Annotated in this window: 11 protein-coding genes; 5 read left to right on the top strand and 6 right to left on the bottom strand. The window is 42.0% G+C overall.

What is annotated here, in order from left to right; translation table 11 throughout:
* Positions 1–99: 99 nt before the first annotated feature.
* The 4 genes from ABV001_RS17085 to ABV001_RS17070 form a co-directional block, all read right to left on the bottom strand.
* On the bottom strand, positions 100–1,494 hold the full coding sequence (locus ABV001_RS17085) for an efflux transporter outer membrane subunit (RefSeq protein ID WP_352423921.1): 1,395 nt from the start codon (positions 1,492–1,494) through the stop codon (positions 100–102).
* A complete protein-coding gene (locus ABV001_RS17080; protein ID WP_352423920.1) occupies positions 1,481–4,654 on the bottom strand; it encodes an efflux RND transporter permease subunit in 3,174 nt (1,057 codons plus the stop codon). The genes ABV001_RS17085 and ABV001_RS17080 overlap by 14 nt, the downstream gene beginning before the upstream one ends.
* Positions 4,651–5,811 (bottom strand): efflux RND transporter periplasmic adaptor subunit, encoded by a 1,161-nt coding sequence (locus ABV001_RS17075; RefSeq protein ID WP_352423919.1) that lies wholly within the window; start codon positions 5,809–5,811, stop codon positions 4,651–4,653. The genes ABV001_RS17080 and ABV001_RS17075 overlap by 4 nt, the downstream gene beginning before the upstream one ends.
* 467 nt (positions 5,812–6,278) lie before the next feature.
* Positions 6,279–6,944 carry a Crp/Fnr family transcriptional regulator gene (locus tag ABV001_RS17070; RefSeq protein ID WP_352423918.1) on the bottom strand — a complete coding sequence of 222 codons (666 nt, stop codon included), beginning with the start codon at positions 6,942–6,944 and terminating at the stop codon, positions 6,279–6,281.
* Positions 6,945–7,201: 257 nt separating this feature from the next.
* Between ABV001_RS17070 and hcp the strand changes: the two genes are divergently transcribed.
* The 5 genes from hcp to ABV001_RS17045 all read left to right on the top strand — a co-directional run bounded on the left by hcp (position 7,202) and on the right by ABV001_RS17045 (position 14,070).
* On the top strand, positions 7,202–8,851 hold the full coding sequence (hcp, locus tag ABV001_RS17065; protein WP_352423950.1) for a hydroxylamine reductase: 1,650 nt from the start codon (positions 7,202–7,204) through the stop codon (positions 8,849–8,851).
* A 213-nt stretch (positions 8,852–9,064) separates the two neighbouring features.
* Entirely contained in the window at positions 9,065–9,421 is a 357-nt protein-coding gene (locus ABV001_RS17060) for a toxin (RefSeq protein ID WP_352423917.1), read from the top strand.
* A complete protein-coding gene (locus tag ABV001_RS17055) occupies positions 9,418–10,410 on the top strand; it encodes a type II toxin-antitoxin system antitoxin SocA domain-containing protein (RefSeq protein WP_352423916.1) in 993 nt (330 codons plus the stop codon). The genes ABV001_RS17060 and ABV001_RS17055 overlap by 4 nt, the downstream gene beginning before the upstream one ends.
* Before the next feature lie 172 nt (positions 10,411–10,582).
* Positions 10,583–13,447: an HsdM family class I SAM-dependent methyltransferase gene (locus tag ABV001_RS17050; protein WP_352423915.1), complete on the top strand. Its 2,865-nt coding sequence runs from the start codon at positions 10,583–10,585 to the stop codon at positions 13,445–13,447.
* A gap of 2 nt (positions 13,448–13,449) precedes the next feature.
* Entirely contained in the window at positions 13,450–14,070 is a 621-nt protein-coding gene (locus tag ABV001_RS17045; RefSeq protein ID WP_352423914.1) for a hypothetical protein, read from the top strand.
* Between the two features lie 151 nt (positions 14,071–14,221).
* On the opposite strand, the gene ABV001_RS17040 is transcribed toward ABV001_RS17045, so the two are convergent.
* Entirely contained in the window at positions 14,222–14,524 is a 303-nt protein-coding gene (locus ABV001_RS17040) for a hypothetical protein (protein WP_352423913.1), read from the bottom strand.
* Positions 14,525–14,649: 125 nt separating this feature from the next.
* Entirely contained in the window at positions 14,650–15,147 is a 498-nt protein-coding gene (locus tag ABV001_RS17035) for a hypothetical protein (protein WP_352423912.1), read from the bottom strand.
* Positions 15,148–15,342: the final 195 nt, after the last annotated feature.

The raw sequence follows: 15,342 nt of genomic DNA, 5'->3' as shown, positions 1-15,342 counted from the left end.
TGCTTTCTACTGCAAATATATGGTTTTATTATCAATTACTTTATTTTTAACCGAAAAACATATAAAAACAAATCAAAATAACAATATAATTAATGGGACTTAGCGTGTAATTCCTCCTCCAAGAGCCTTGTACATATCTACGGTAGCGATCAATTCATTGAGCGTTGCATCATTGAGGGCGATTTCCGCGTCAAACAATTGACGCTGGGAATCAAGTACGTCGAGATAGCTTACTATACCATTTATATATTGCAATTGTGCCAATTGATGGTATGAATAAGCCGATTCGTACAGTTTCTGATGCGATAACCTCATCGTCTTCGCCTTTTCCAGTGAAGAGATTGCATTATTCACTTCAGCAAATACATTCAATATGGTTTTCTCATATTCATACACCTGGGCCTCATAAGCGGCCTGGGCAGCAGTATGGCGCGCCTTGTTTTTTCCGAAGTTAAAAACAGGTCCGGTCAGAAAGCCTGATATAAACCATGTAGGGCTCTGGAGAAAGTTGCCCAATTCGTCGCTTTCGCCACCCAATCGTCCGGTAAGATAGAGCCTTGGAAACATATCAGTCAATGTTGCTCCTACAGCTGCATTTTTCTCTATCAGTTCTTGTTCTGCCTGCAGGATATCGGGTCGACGGCGCAAAAGGGATGACGGCAGGTCAACGGGAAGTTGTGGCGGGAAATCGATCTCGTCGATACGTTGTCCCCTGGGAATGACAGAAGAGGGATAATCACCCACCAATATGGCCAGATCATTTTCCTTCAGCTTGATTCTATTCTCTATATCGGGCACTAATGTCTCGGTACGTGCCAACTCTACCAGACTCTGCCTGTAAGGAATTTCGGAAGTTAGCCCACCCTCGTAGCGAAGTTTTGCAAACTGTACCGCCTGTTCTCTCGATATCAGTGTCTGCCTGACAATGATCAACCGCCTGTCCAGTGCCCTCAGTTCGAAATAGGCCTGTGCCACCTGGGCCACAACGGTCAGGTGCAAGGCACGTTGTGCTTCCACCGATTGCATATAGGCTGCTACTGCAGCATCGTTCTGCCAGCGTAAATTACCCCATATATCAATCTCCCATCCCGCACTCATATTCGCCCTGAACTCCGGATCATACTTTTTGTCATCTCCGCCATAGTTGAGCATTTCCTTTTGTCCTCCGGCTTCCAAGGATACATCCGGGAGCATCGATGCAAAGGTGATACGCTTGTTGGCGATCAACTCTTTGATGCGCGCCGTTGCAATGAGCATATCTTTATTGTTTTCAAGCGCCTTATCTATAAGATCCTGCAAAACAGGGTCTTCATACAGTGTGCTCCACCCTATGTCGTTTACGGATAATTCGAGGCCCTGATCCTCATTCGCACCGTTAAAATGTGCAGGCATGTCCGCCAATTCAACACGGCTGAACTCCCGTCCGACCTTGCAAGAACTTAACAAAAGGCCCAGCGTGCATATAATCGTTATATAGCAGTTAAGTGGTTTCATTCTTTCCTTTGCCTTTCTTGTTGTAAAATGTTTTGAATTTATCTCTCACCCTGGGGAATCTGGCCCAGGCGGGAAAGGAGACCTTATTCTTTAACCGGTAAAGCAGTACAAAGAAAAACGGCACTGCTATAATACCCACCACTGTCGCAAAGATCATCCCGAAAAAGACTCCCGTACCGATTGAATGACGGCTCGCCGAACCCGGACCCGATGCAACCACCAAGGGAAAAAGCCCCAGGATGAACGCAAGGGATGTCATCACGATTGGACGAAAACGCAGCCTTGCCGAATTAATGGCCGCCTGCACGGGTTCCACTCCCTTGTCGACCTGCACTTTGGCAAACTCAACGATAAGGATGGCATTCTTCGCTGCCAGACCTATCAATGTGACCAGACCTATCTGGAAGAAAATGTCATTATTCAATCCCACGGCCCATATCCCCAGGTAGGCGCCCAATGCAGCCACAGGAAAAGAGAGGATGATAGCCATGGGGATGGACCAACTCTCATATAAAGCTGCCAGGAACAGGAAGGCGAAAAGGAATACCAGCCCCAGCACAAGGAAAGTGTTACCCTGGGCTCTCTGCTCCTGGAATGATAAACCGCTCCATGAAAGCCCGATATTTTCGGGTAAACGTTCTTTTACGATCTTTTCTATGACAGCCATGGCTTCGCCCGAACTATAACCCGCGGCAGGAGTCACCTGTATCGATGCCGATGTGTACATGTTAAACCGGGATATATTCCCCGGACCTGTAGTATATTCCATCGAACCGAGAGAGGTCAGAGGAACCATCGTCCCGTTGGAAGCCTTCACAAAGAACAAGTTAAGATCATCACCCGTCATCCTGAAATTTTGATCAGCCTGGATATATACCCTGTACACACGGTTAAACATGTTGAAGTCATTTACGTATACCGCACCCAGATAAGCCTTCATAGTAGAGAAGATATCCGAGACAGGCACTCCCAGGGCCATTGCCTTATCCCGGTCGAGGTCGAAATACAACTGCGGTATCTCCGGTTGCAGAGAAGCGGAAATATTGGCCAACTGACGACTATTATTCGCGTAATACATAAAGGTATCAGTCGCTGCCACCAATTCATCCCATGAAGCCTCCGACCGCGCCTGCAACTTCATTTCAATGCCTCCTGCCTCCCCAAGTCCGGGTACCACCGGAGGCCTGCTGGCAAAGACCTTGACTTCGGGATAATGATAAAACTCCTGTCGGATATCACTGATCACATCATCGACACCCATATCCCGCTCCTTCCATGGTTTCAGGATCACCGTCAGGGTCGTACGCCCCTGGTTAGTACCCACGCGAGGACTGGAACCGGTTGCATTCTGCACGTGGTCCACAGCTTCGTGACGGTCGATATAGGTTATTGCCTTTTCAGCCACTTCACGCATGCGTTCAATGGTAGCTCCCTCCGGCATCTCCAGTTCTACCGTAAAGAAACCCTGATCCTCCTGGGGAATAAAACTCGATGGAACCAACCGGTTCAACAGAAATATGGCAACCAAAACCATTCCAAACCACCATAAGATCCGCCGGGAATGGTTGATGGTCTGGTAAATACCTTTTATATATAACCGGGTTCCCTTCGCAAACCAATTGTCGATCCGCCGGAAGATGACATTTTTCTTCCCATGCCGTGGTTTCAGGATCAATGCACACATGGCCGGACTGAGAGTCAGAGCCACTACTGTCGATATAATTACCGAAACGACAATGGTAATGGTGAATTGCTGGTACATGGATCCGACAATCCCTCCCAGAAAACTCACCGGAAGAAAAACAGCAGCCAGCACCAGCGACGTGACGATGATCGCCCCGGTGAGTTGCCTCATTGCCTTATGGGTCGCTTCACGGGCGTTCATCTTGTTCTCTACCATAATACGTTCCACATTTTCGACCACCACAATCGCATCATCCACCACTATCCCGATGGCAAGTACCAACCCCATCAGCGTAAGCGTATTCAGGGTGAATCCCATCATCAGCATAAACCCGAAAGTGCCAATCAACGAGATAGGCACCGCTATGATCGGTATCATTGCCGTCCTCCAACTTTGCAGCGAAAGAAATACCACCAGGATAACCAGTACCAGGGCCTCGAAAAGTGTTTTATACACTTCCTTTATCGATTCAGAAATATATTCCGTGATATCGAAAGGTATGAGATAGTCCAATCCCTCAGGAAAATCTCCCGATATGGTGTGCATGGCATTTTTTATCTCCCTGGCGACCTCCATGGCGTTGGCGCCCGGCAGCATATACACAGTGAGGATCGCTGCATTTTTTCCGTCCAGTCCACTTTCCGTGGTGTATGTAGATGCCTCGAGGGACACTCGTGCCACATCGCCGATACGGATAAACGAACCGTCGCTATTGGCCCTGACAACCACATCCTCGAATTCCTGTACCGTAGATAAACGCCCGCGTGCGGTGATGGGAATGGATATATCCACCCCCTCGACCGGCGGTTTACCCAACTCTCCTGCGGCTGACTCGCGGTTCTGGTCCTTCAAAGCCTTTTGTAGATCCTGCACAGTGAGTCCGTAACTGGCCATCCGGTCGGGATAGACCCATATCTGCATACCGTAATAGCGGCTCCCCACATTGGATACACGCCCTACCCCCGGAATACGTCGTATTACATCCAACACGTTGATGGTGGCGTAATTACTCAAATAGATCTCATCAAATTTCGGATCTTCAGACACAAGTGCCAATGTAACCAGCTGGTTGGATGCCTGTTTCTCCACACTGATGCCATTCTGCAGCACTTCGGCAGGGAGTCGCGCCTCGGCGAGTTTCACCCGGTTCTGCACCTCTACCGCCGCCAGATCCACATTTGTATTTACATCGAAAGTGATGGAAATAGTCAAACCTCCGGTATTACTGCTGTTCGATTCCATATAGAGCATTCCGGGGGTCCCGTTGAGTTGCTGCTCGATGGGAGTAGCCACTGCCTGCGAAACCGTGGTCGCATCAGCTCCCGGATAGGAAGTACTGACCCTCACCATCGGAGGAGTTATTTGGGGATACTGTTCAACCGGTAACGAAACAAGTCCTATAATACCAATTATAACGATAAAAAGAGATATGACGGTAGAAAGGACAGGTCTGTCTATAAAAAATCCCTGCTTCATATACTATCTCCTTGCATTCTGTGCTGTTCATCTGCCTCTACCTGCTCCCGGGTACGGGGAATTACCTTCTGCCCGTGGGTTAATTTATGATAGCCTTCGGTAACAATTTTCTCATCGGCAGAGAGTCCGCGGGTTATCACTACTTTATTTCCCTGTTCATAACCTGTCTCCACAAAACGTCTTTCGGCGACGCTGTCCGGGCGGATAACAAATAGAAAGGCTCCTCCTTTTTCAATGATCAGGGATTTACGTGGTGCCACTACTACATCTTCCAATACATCCAGCAACAGATTCACCCGGGTAAACTGTCCCGGTAAGAGTTCCTGGTTGGTATTTGGAATAGCGGCGCGTACGCCAAACGTGCCTGTCTGCGGATCGACCAAAGGTGAGGCAAAATCAACGATCCCCTTTTCAGCATAAGTGCTGTTATCAGCCAAAGTGATGGTAACGGTGGGCTGCCATGAGCGGGTAGCGTCCAACTCTCCCAACCGCACATTCCGTTGTTGGCTCCTTAAATAATCCAATGCGGTCAGCTTGAACTCCACAAATACGGTATCACGTTCGACCACCGTAGCGAGCAACGACGACTTTGATGTGCCAACGAGCGTACCCACATCCACATACCGCTCACTTATATATCCCGAGAGGGGCGAACGGACAATCGTATAGCTCAATTCCAGCTCTGCCTGATCCAGCTCTGCCTTACTCATAGATACACTGGCATCAGCCATCTCCCTGGCCGCAATCGCGTTATCGAGATCTAACCGGCTCGCCGCATTCTGTTCATAGAGCGGGCGAAGGCGTTCTTCATCACGCCTGGCCTTGGCCGCCATTGCTTCATCTTTCTTCAACAACGCCCGGGCCCTCTCTACTTTTGCCTTGTAAGTCGCATTATTGATATAAAAGAGCGGCTCTCCTTCTTCAATCCTTTTTCCTTCCTCGAAAGTCATCTTCTCCAGATATCCCTCCACTCTTGCATGTATTTCCACTTTCCTGTAAGCCCGGATAGAGCCCACATAATAACCCTGAATTTCAATATTATCCCGGGAAACATTCTCTATTTCCACCACAGGATATACCTCTGCCGTTTCTTTACAGGAATAGAAAGGAAGAAATAAGCATACAAGCAGTAATCCCAAGAAGAATCTTCTTTGCATTATACACATAAGTGATTGTAGTTTGTTTGTTTAAATAAATACCCGACGGATGTATTTCCCGGTTGTGTATCACAAATCTGACTTGTTTAACACTTCGGAATAAAAACATGTTCAATATGTCCGTGGGTACTTTTTCTTTTTTAATATTCGAATTGAATTCGAAAATTGAGCTACGAATGATCGTATTCTCCAGTTTTATCCCACTATGGGAAAGATTAATACTTTAAACGATAAACAGAAATTCGCCCACAGAACAAGCTGAAAAACAGAACCATAACAAGCACACTCAACCATTCCCGAGCGATTTCCACTATGGCAAAGGTATAAATATTTTCTTTGAAGGGCCAAAATATAGAGAATGATCCCCCTTCTATGAAGTAGTAATTGACTTTTTTTAACCGGGGAAGGGGCTTTTTCGTTTCTTTTTCAAAAATTTCCCCACTCCAACCCTGCTCACAACCGATACGTTAAACCAATTCTTCCAGTTTCCTCCTGTCCAGCACTTTCAGCTCCCTTTTATAAAGTGAGATCATCCCTTCCCTGATCATTTCCCCCAAGGTACGTGCCAAAGAGGGACGCTGCACACCGAAATATTCCGCGAGTTGGGTCTGGGTACGTCGTAAGATGAAGGAATCCTGCTGCGGGGTTGTATTTTCCAGTATATAGAGGGATAACTTTCCTTTCAGGCTTTTGATAGACATCATTTGTACCTTTTTAGAAAGGAAAACAGTCATATTGGAATTGACCTTCATAAAATTGGTCATCAGCGTCTCATTCAGCATCATATCCCTCATCCACAACGACTTGGGGATCACATAAAAGGTACTTTTCTCAGCGGTGATCACATCCACCGGATAGCGGTTCTCGGCGGCAACCAGAAAGGCAGGGGCCAACGGTCTTACCGGCTCGATAAACTCAATTTCCAATACATTTCCCTCTTTTGTCACCATCTCGGTGCGTACCAGGCCATCCATCAGCAGATAAAGGAACTGAACCGTATCTCCCTGCCGGACTATATAGTTACCCTTATCGACTTCCCGCACTTCAGATACTGAACGTTCTAAAATTTCGCCTATTTCATCACTGGAGAGATGAAAGAAAAGAGGACAAGCAGATATATCGTAATCAGACATAACAGTTTCATCGTTTTGATACAAATTTACAAGATTTCTTTTTAAAACCGCCCAGGTGAATAGAAATACCCCATAAATAAAGAAATAGTCTAATATATATTGAACATATCCCTCCAAAAGCAGAACGGGCGAGGTCCGGGACTATTAAAATCGGTTAATACAATAGGATGTAACCCTGGTTACATATTTTGCCGTTATAGTCCGGTACCTTTGCGATACACAATTACACAAATCAATCATTGAGTTATATGGAAAAAATGTTTTGTTATCAGTGTCAGGAGACGAGTAAGAACGAAGGATGCACCATACAGGGTGTTTGCGGAAAAACAGCCGATGTGGCCAACCTGCAGGATCTGTTGATGTTCTTATGTAAAGGTATCTCCCACTACACTGTTCGCTTGAGGGAACTGGGGATCGAAATTCCCCAGATCAACAAGTTTATTACTGATAGTTTGTTTATGACTATCACCAATGCCAACTTCGATAAGAGCCGGTTTATCACACGTATCTTAATGGCTTATAAAATGAGAAATGCCGCTCAGGATCGGTTACTTTCCGCTGGCGGGAATGTAGAGGGAATCACTTTTGACGGAGCTTTCTGGAGAGGAGATACCGAAGAGGAGATGGCCGAAAAAGCATTGGAAACAACTATTCTCGGCACCGAAAATGAAGATATCCGCTCACTTCGTGAATTGACGATTTACGGATTAAAAGGAATGGCTGCCTATGCCAAACATGCATTCAACCTGGGTTATGAAGAGAACGAAATTTACGGTTTTATGCAACGCGCACTGGTGGATGTGACCAATGATTCGCTGAATGCAGAAGAGTTAACAGGATTAGTCCTGGAAACCGGGAAATATGGTGTACAGGTAATGGCATTATTAGACAAGGCCAATACTTCAAGTTACGGCCATCCGGAAATCACGAAAGTAAACCTGGGCGTTCGCAACAATCCCGGCATACTGATCAGCGGCCACGACATGAAAGATATGGAGGAACTGTTGAAACAAACCGAAGGCACCGGTGTAGATGTTTACACCCATAGCGAGATGCTTCCGGCCAACTATTACCCGGCCTTCAAGAAATATAATCATTTTGTAGGGAACTACGGCAGTTCATGGTGGCATCAGATTGAGGACTTCGAAAATTTCAACGGCGTGATCCTTTTCACTACCAACTGTATCGTACCTCCACGAAAAAACTCCACCTATGGTGACAGGGTGTATACTACGGGTGCTTCCGGATTTGAAGGATTCAAGCATATTGAAGACCGTAAAGATGGACAACCGAAAGACTTTTCTGCACTGATCGAACACGCAAAAAAATGTGCTCCTCCCAAAGAGATGGAAACTGGTGAGATTATCGGAGGATTTGCCCATAACCAGGTGATTGCCCTTGCGGACAAAGTGGTGGATGCTGTAAAAACCGGTGCAATCCGCAAGTTCTTCGTGATGGGCGGATGTGACGGACGCCTTAAAGGTCGTAGCTACTACACCGAATTTGCAGAGAAGTTACCCAAAGATACGGTAATCCTTACTGCCGGATGTGCGAAATACCGTTACAATAAGCTGCCTTTGGGCGATATCAACGGCATTCCCCGCGTGCTGGATGCCGGACAGTGCAACGACAGCTACTCTTTGGTAAAGATTGCATTGGCTTTGAAAGAAGCTTTCGGCCTTGATGACTTAAACGATCTCCCTATTGCATACAATATTGCATGGTATGAGCAAAAAGCGGTCATCGTACTGTTGGCACTGCTTTCGCTCGGAGTAAAGAATATCCATCTGGGTCCCACCCTCCCGGCATTTCTCTCACCGAATGTGGTCAACGTATTAGTCAATAATTTTGGGATAGCGGGTATCACTACCGTGGATGAGGATATGAAAGCACTTTTAAGTGCGTGATAGTAAGGTAAAATTGATTGTTGAAAAGCCGGTTCTAACAAAGCCGGTTTTTTTTATTACAAAGAATATTCACGAATTTGTGAATTCGATACATTTTACCTAATTTATAATTCCGATCCAAAATAAAACTTTAACGTTTTATTTTTTGCTATTATAGTAAATAATTCATACTTTTGCATTGTGATCGTAAATGTGAATATCTAAATGTGATACATGGCGACCAAAGATGAGGTAAATAGATTCTTATCAGCATTTAATGCTAAAAGTAAAATATTCAATGTCATCTTTTTGTCGAGGGATAAAAATTTGCAGGCATTACTTTTTCTGGAAATTACGGCATCATCAAGAAAAGAAATTATAGAGTCTTTGACTTTTGAAGACTATTCAGAAGGCCCGGTAACTGATACTTTAAATAAAGGATCTGATATGTGGATCTTCGGCAAAACAGTTAAAGATCATGAGGTGTATATCAAAATAAGCATGGGTACTCCCAATAATTCAACAATCTGTATTTCTTTTCATCTTTCAGAATATAAAATGGCTTATCCTCTAAAAAAGAAATCATTATGAAAGCAAGTCCATTTACAGGAGGTAAAGTGACCCTCAAAAAAGAACGAAAAGAATTTGAATTTAGAAAATCCAAATTTGAGATAATATACCATTATTATGTTTGTGAAGATACCAAAGAGGAATTCACCGACACGCAAATAGACGAACTCAACCTGGTTCAGGTTTATAACCAGTATCGGGAGAAAGAAGGCATCCCTTTTCCTCCCGAGATAAGGGGTATCAGACAAAAATATGGTATATCGGCAGCTAAGATGTCTCTTATTTTGGGATTTGGGACAAATATGTATGCTAAATACGAGGCGGGCGAGATGCCCAGTATCTCTAACGGCCGGATGATCAAAAGTTGTGATGATGTGAACACATTCAAGAATTATGTATTCAATTGTGCCGATATTAACGAAAAGGATCGAAGCAAAATATTAAAAAACATCCACATAGTCGCTCCTTATGACAAATTTACAGAAGATTGGTTGACTAAGATGCTTTTTGACTGGAATAACAGTGGAAAGGAAAGCGGCTATACCAGTTTATCGTTAGACAAGGCAAAACAGGTCGTTCTTTATTTTGCTGGTTTATGCAGACCGTTTACCACAAAAATGAATAAACTGTTGTTTTACTCCGATTTCCTTCATTATAAGCGCTTTGGGAACTCCATCACCGGGCTTAATTACATTGCAATTGCCAAAGGCCCTGTACCCAAACGATATAGTACGCTGTACGATCAGACCGAAACAATTTGTAAAGAAGAAATTATTTTCTTCAATGGTAATTCGGGTGAACAGCTTGCTCCACAGAAAGACAGCGTATTTGACCGTACATTATTTTCCAAATCTGAAATATCTATTTTAGAAGAAGTAGGAGCAAAATTAAAGGATATAAAAACGAATGATATTGTAACCTTGAGCCATCAGGAAGCAGCCTGGATTGATAATGAAAAACAGCATAAGTCAATATCCTATGATTATGCTTTTTTTCTCAAGGCCTTTTGATACTCTTTAAACTTTAGAAGTTGGTTTGAGAGAAAATATATATCTTTGTTATTAATCTGGTTGTATTGTGTAAAGTATGAACTCGAATGTAAATTCCATATTTCAAGCCATTAAATTAACGGGATACGAGCACAATTTGTATTCTGTTGATAGGGTATATGTAGACAGACGAATGGAATATTATAAAATTCAGGCTCAAATTGTTAATGCAGACTATTTTTACTGTTTCAACAATTTAATTGAAAATCAACCTATTCCATTCATATATATATACGACCAACGGAAAGAGTATAAAGAAAGGGATGTTGACTTAGTTGAGATAAACAAAAAATTATGGACACTTGGCGAAATTGCGTTAGCCATTGTCGTTTATGATGACGGTTTTAAGATAATTGACACGAGACATCCAATTAAAAGCGAGTCAGAACCTGCCTTTCTGGATAATATATCCCAATCCATAAAAGAGATAGATTCAATCCTTAAACATAGAATTTTTGAAGGACGTATACTTGAGGAATCCCCTGCCGATTATGTAAGTGTTTCTCCATACAAGAAGTTATTGAAATATATAGAAACAGAAATTTTAGGTAAAACGAAAAAAATTGGTTGCAGGCAAGACCTCCTGAAAAAATTACTGGTAAAATTTATTTTGATAAAATACCTCGAAGAACAAGTTGATGAAGATGGTAATAGCGTGTTCGAAGACGGTTTTTTTGATAAATTTATCAACAATAAAGAAAACGATCTTTTTTGTAATGAAAAAACATCGTTTTGTGATGTTCTCAAAGGAAATGATGTCGCAGGGCTTCTATCTTTTCTTAATACGAAATTCAATGGAGGAATTTTTAATCTTTCTGAACAGGAAGAAGAAGAGTTAGAGAAAGCAGACCTTCGCATAATTGCAGATGCCCTTGATGGAAATAAGACTCCTGATGGGCAAATGTCCATTTGGAGATATTATGATTTTAATTTATTGCCTATTGAATTTATTAGCAGGCTATATGAACATTTTGTTACTTCTGTCGATGGTAAACAAAAGAGTACCGGAGCATTTTATACCCCGCCCCATTTAGCAAGGCTACTAATAGATGAATTGCTCCCATTTGACAAAGAAATTGATTTTAAGGATTTTAAAATTCTGGACCCGTCCTGCGGTTCGGGAATTTTTCTGGTTTTAGCTTATAAAAGATTGATAACCCTTTGGCTGTTGAAAAATGGAAAACAAACAATAAGAGGAGAAGAAGATATAAAGCACATTAAGGAAATATTGTCAGACTGCATCTATGGCATTGATATTAATGAAGATGCTTTATCTATCACAGCCACTTCTTTGCAAATAGAACTTTCAAGCCATATCCGTCCTAAAGAAATATGGGAAAAACTCACTTTTGATAATCTAGAAGAACAGGGTAATCTCGCGAATATTGGTTTCTTTAAATGGTATAAATCAACTTCATTGACTTTTGACGCAATCGCAGGTAACCCACCTTTCAATATTGCTGAAAGCGAACGAAAAAGAAACATCCGGTTAGAACGGGATAATGATTTTTCAAAAGAGAAATATAAAGATTACAAAGGGAAAATACAATCTTTCCCTAACAATAATCCGGCGCTTATCTTTTTACACCGGTCTGTTGAGCAGTTATTAAAACCATCTAAAGGTTCATTGTTTATGATAATGCCTGCTGCAAGATTTTTGTATACTACAAAATCATTCGAGTATAAAAAGAGCTTGGTATCATTTTGGAATATAGAACGGATATACGACTTCACACCATTGAGAGAACATTTATGGGGGAATACAAAAATAGCAACGATCGCTGTAAAGATGACTAATAAGACTGCAGGTTTAAAATCTAAAATAGAACATATAATTGTTAGGAATTCTTCTGCTAATGAAAAAGGGGCTATTCGTTTTCAAATAGACAAGTATGATAGATTTTATGTCCCGTCTGATTTCGTTTTCTCTAACAAACATATTTGGAAAATAAACTTATTAGGTGGAGGTAGACTTGGTTTATTTATTGAACGGTTCAACCAATACCCGACAATTTCAGATTATTTCAAACATATTAAGTTTAGCGCCAATATAGGATATACCAGGGATAAGTATGTCATTCACGATTTGCAGAAAAGGGAAGAAGAGGAAAACGTAATAAACTTGAAAGGGCAAAATATTGTTGATTCGGAATTATTTAACTCAGACAATCTCTTGGAGAAAGCTGTACAACCTGTTTTGCAGGATGATTGGGTAAGGATTCCCAAAAGTGGCTTTACCCCTCCTAACGTATTAATCCGGCTGAATATCAATGTTAATCTTCCTATTGTGTATAATAAGCGACAACTGGCAATACCCAATGGAATATTATATATAAAAGGGACTGATACAGAGGAGATGCAACATTTCATTTCCGTGTTTAAAGAGAACAGGGAACTTTATATATTTCTTATAAAAGCTTTATCTCCTAAGACATATATTCAACAAGGAGGGGGATATAGCGTAAATCGACAAGATATTCTGAATTTGCCAATAGAAGTAAATGAAAGGGGATCAATTATCCCTTTCCAATCAGAAAAACACAACGATATTGCTGTCCTTGAAGACACAAGAATTATAGCAGACAGCTTAAATAAAACAAATAGTATCATCTTTAATCCAATAGATGAAATTGCTCTGTTGCAATACAGTGATATTTTTTGTGGAATCCTTAATCTCACATATGAAAACGGAGCTTATAAGTTTAAACCGATAAGGCTAATAATTACAGAAGAGTACGTTTGGGCAACATTTGAACATACAAACCAAAATGCTACGATAGAAAAGAAATTTAACAAGCAAAATCAAGTAGAATTTAATAAGATTTTATTTGATGATATTTCTAGCAATGCATTAATAATAAATAGAATTATTACTCATTATGGTAGAAGTAATCAAATAAGCTTCATAAAACCGAATAAGTTGAAATATTGGATGCGGACTATCGCCTATAGGGATGTAGAAAACGTCAAGGCTGAGATGTTTAGAAACGGATATTGACTATGCAATTTGATAATATAGATAACTCTCATAAATATTTAAAAGATATTCTTTGTATTATTAGACAAGGTATCTCTCAAAAGCATCCAACGCTCAATAAAAAGAAACGGGAAGGCTTAAAGACCCAACAACTCGTTGAAATATTTAACGTTATCGGAACAACAGGATTAGTATCTGATACATGGATTGGTGCTCAAAAAGAGCACGAGCGTGAGAAAGACACAAATAAGGAAGATGTGTATTTTCACTTGAATGATGACAACTATACCCGTGTATTTTATGTTGAAGCCAAACGATTACCAAAGTATAAGTCTGTCAATTCGGAAGAATACGTGACAGGTGTAAGCACATCCCGTAATCCGTCAGGAGGGATTCAACGCTATAAATTAGGTAGCCATGGTAATGTTGAACTAAAATATAACGGGATTATTGCTTACATTGAAAACAAATCGATTGAAACATGGCTTTCTCATATAAATAAAAGGATATCTGAAGAATATCCAAATGATTCATTATTGGCCTCCACCGACTACGAGAATGAATTCGTATCAACACACTCGTATCTTCAAAAAAACGGCACATTTATGATGCATCATTTTTGGATTAATCTAGTAAAGAATTGATTATATGCTTCAAGCAGGATTAACTTCACTTTAAAAAAATCACATAAAAAGGAAGTACTAAAAACTTCTATAACCACCTTTTCCTCACCAGCCTGTACGCCAGATAAATCAGCAGTAATGCGGTTAAAACATTCAAAATCTGGAGCCTGATTTATTGCCATTTGGTGAGGTAATTCACTGGAACCTCTTTTTCAACGATGATTGGGATACTGTCCCTACGCTCATGGTACACCGTATCCCGTACAAACCGTTCACGCCAGCGGACAATATCCTTATAGACAGTATCCCCGCGGCTGTGCAGCCGGATGGTGTCGCGATAGAAAATACTATCCAGCCGGAGGCGGTCTTTGTATTCAACCGTGGTACACTCCACAGGGACATAGACGGTATGGGTTTTGCATCCGGACAACATAATGAAAAGGATGACAGCGGGTAAGATATAGTGTGTTTTCATTTGTCAATAATTTGTTTGATGGTTATTATCTTTATTGTATAGCCGAAGGCACTATCGCGAACGAAATGGGCATTATCATTTATTGCCGATGGCTTTATCTATTTGCTGGAAGGAATTGTAGGATTTTATTCGAACAGATGTTTGTATTGTTTCGGTATCGAATTCAGCAATGCCTGCCGTATCTCCCATTTATGAATATCCAGATCCTTATTAATATCCAGGGTGGGGTTCTGTCGGGCTACCTTGTCGGATTTGATGACATAATCGTCCGGTTTACCGATCGCTGCCGACCAGAACACTGCGCAATACACATCCAGCCAATTGTCCATTCTCCCCCGGTAGGGAGCAAGGTACCGTTTCACGTAATCCAACTGCTCCACATTGCTCATTTGCCGCAGTTGTCCGGTCGTGGTACCCAGTGACCGCACCGTTGCCGGCATAAACTGGATCAATCCTGTTACCCCTGATGTTTTATTGACGATGCGGTGATCCAGCGTGCTGGCCGTCTCGAACCACATCACCAGCATAATCCAGTCGGGATCGATACCCAGATATACGCAGACATCCTTCACCTTTTCCGTGAACGCCTGCCTGTTCTCTTTTATCAGATGTTCGAAAATCATCCTTCGCAAGTTTACCGTCGTGTCCCTATTCCTTCGCTTTTAATGAATCGTTCCGGCGTTTGATATTCCGATGATATGCACCCAGTGATTCCGGTGATACCCACCCACTGGCTAAACTATCAATTTGACAAAGTTATCTTTTTTTTCTTAAACTATCTCCTTTTAACTCTATTCTGTGAGATGTATGGATCATTC

Source organism: Proteiniphilum sp. (genome assembly GCF_040307845.1).
GTDB lineage: Bacteria > Bacteroidota > Bacteroidia > Bacteroidales > Dysgonomonadaceae > Proteiniphilum.
This window is presented reverse-complemented; position numbering and strand designations above follow the sequence as displayed.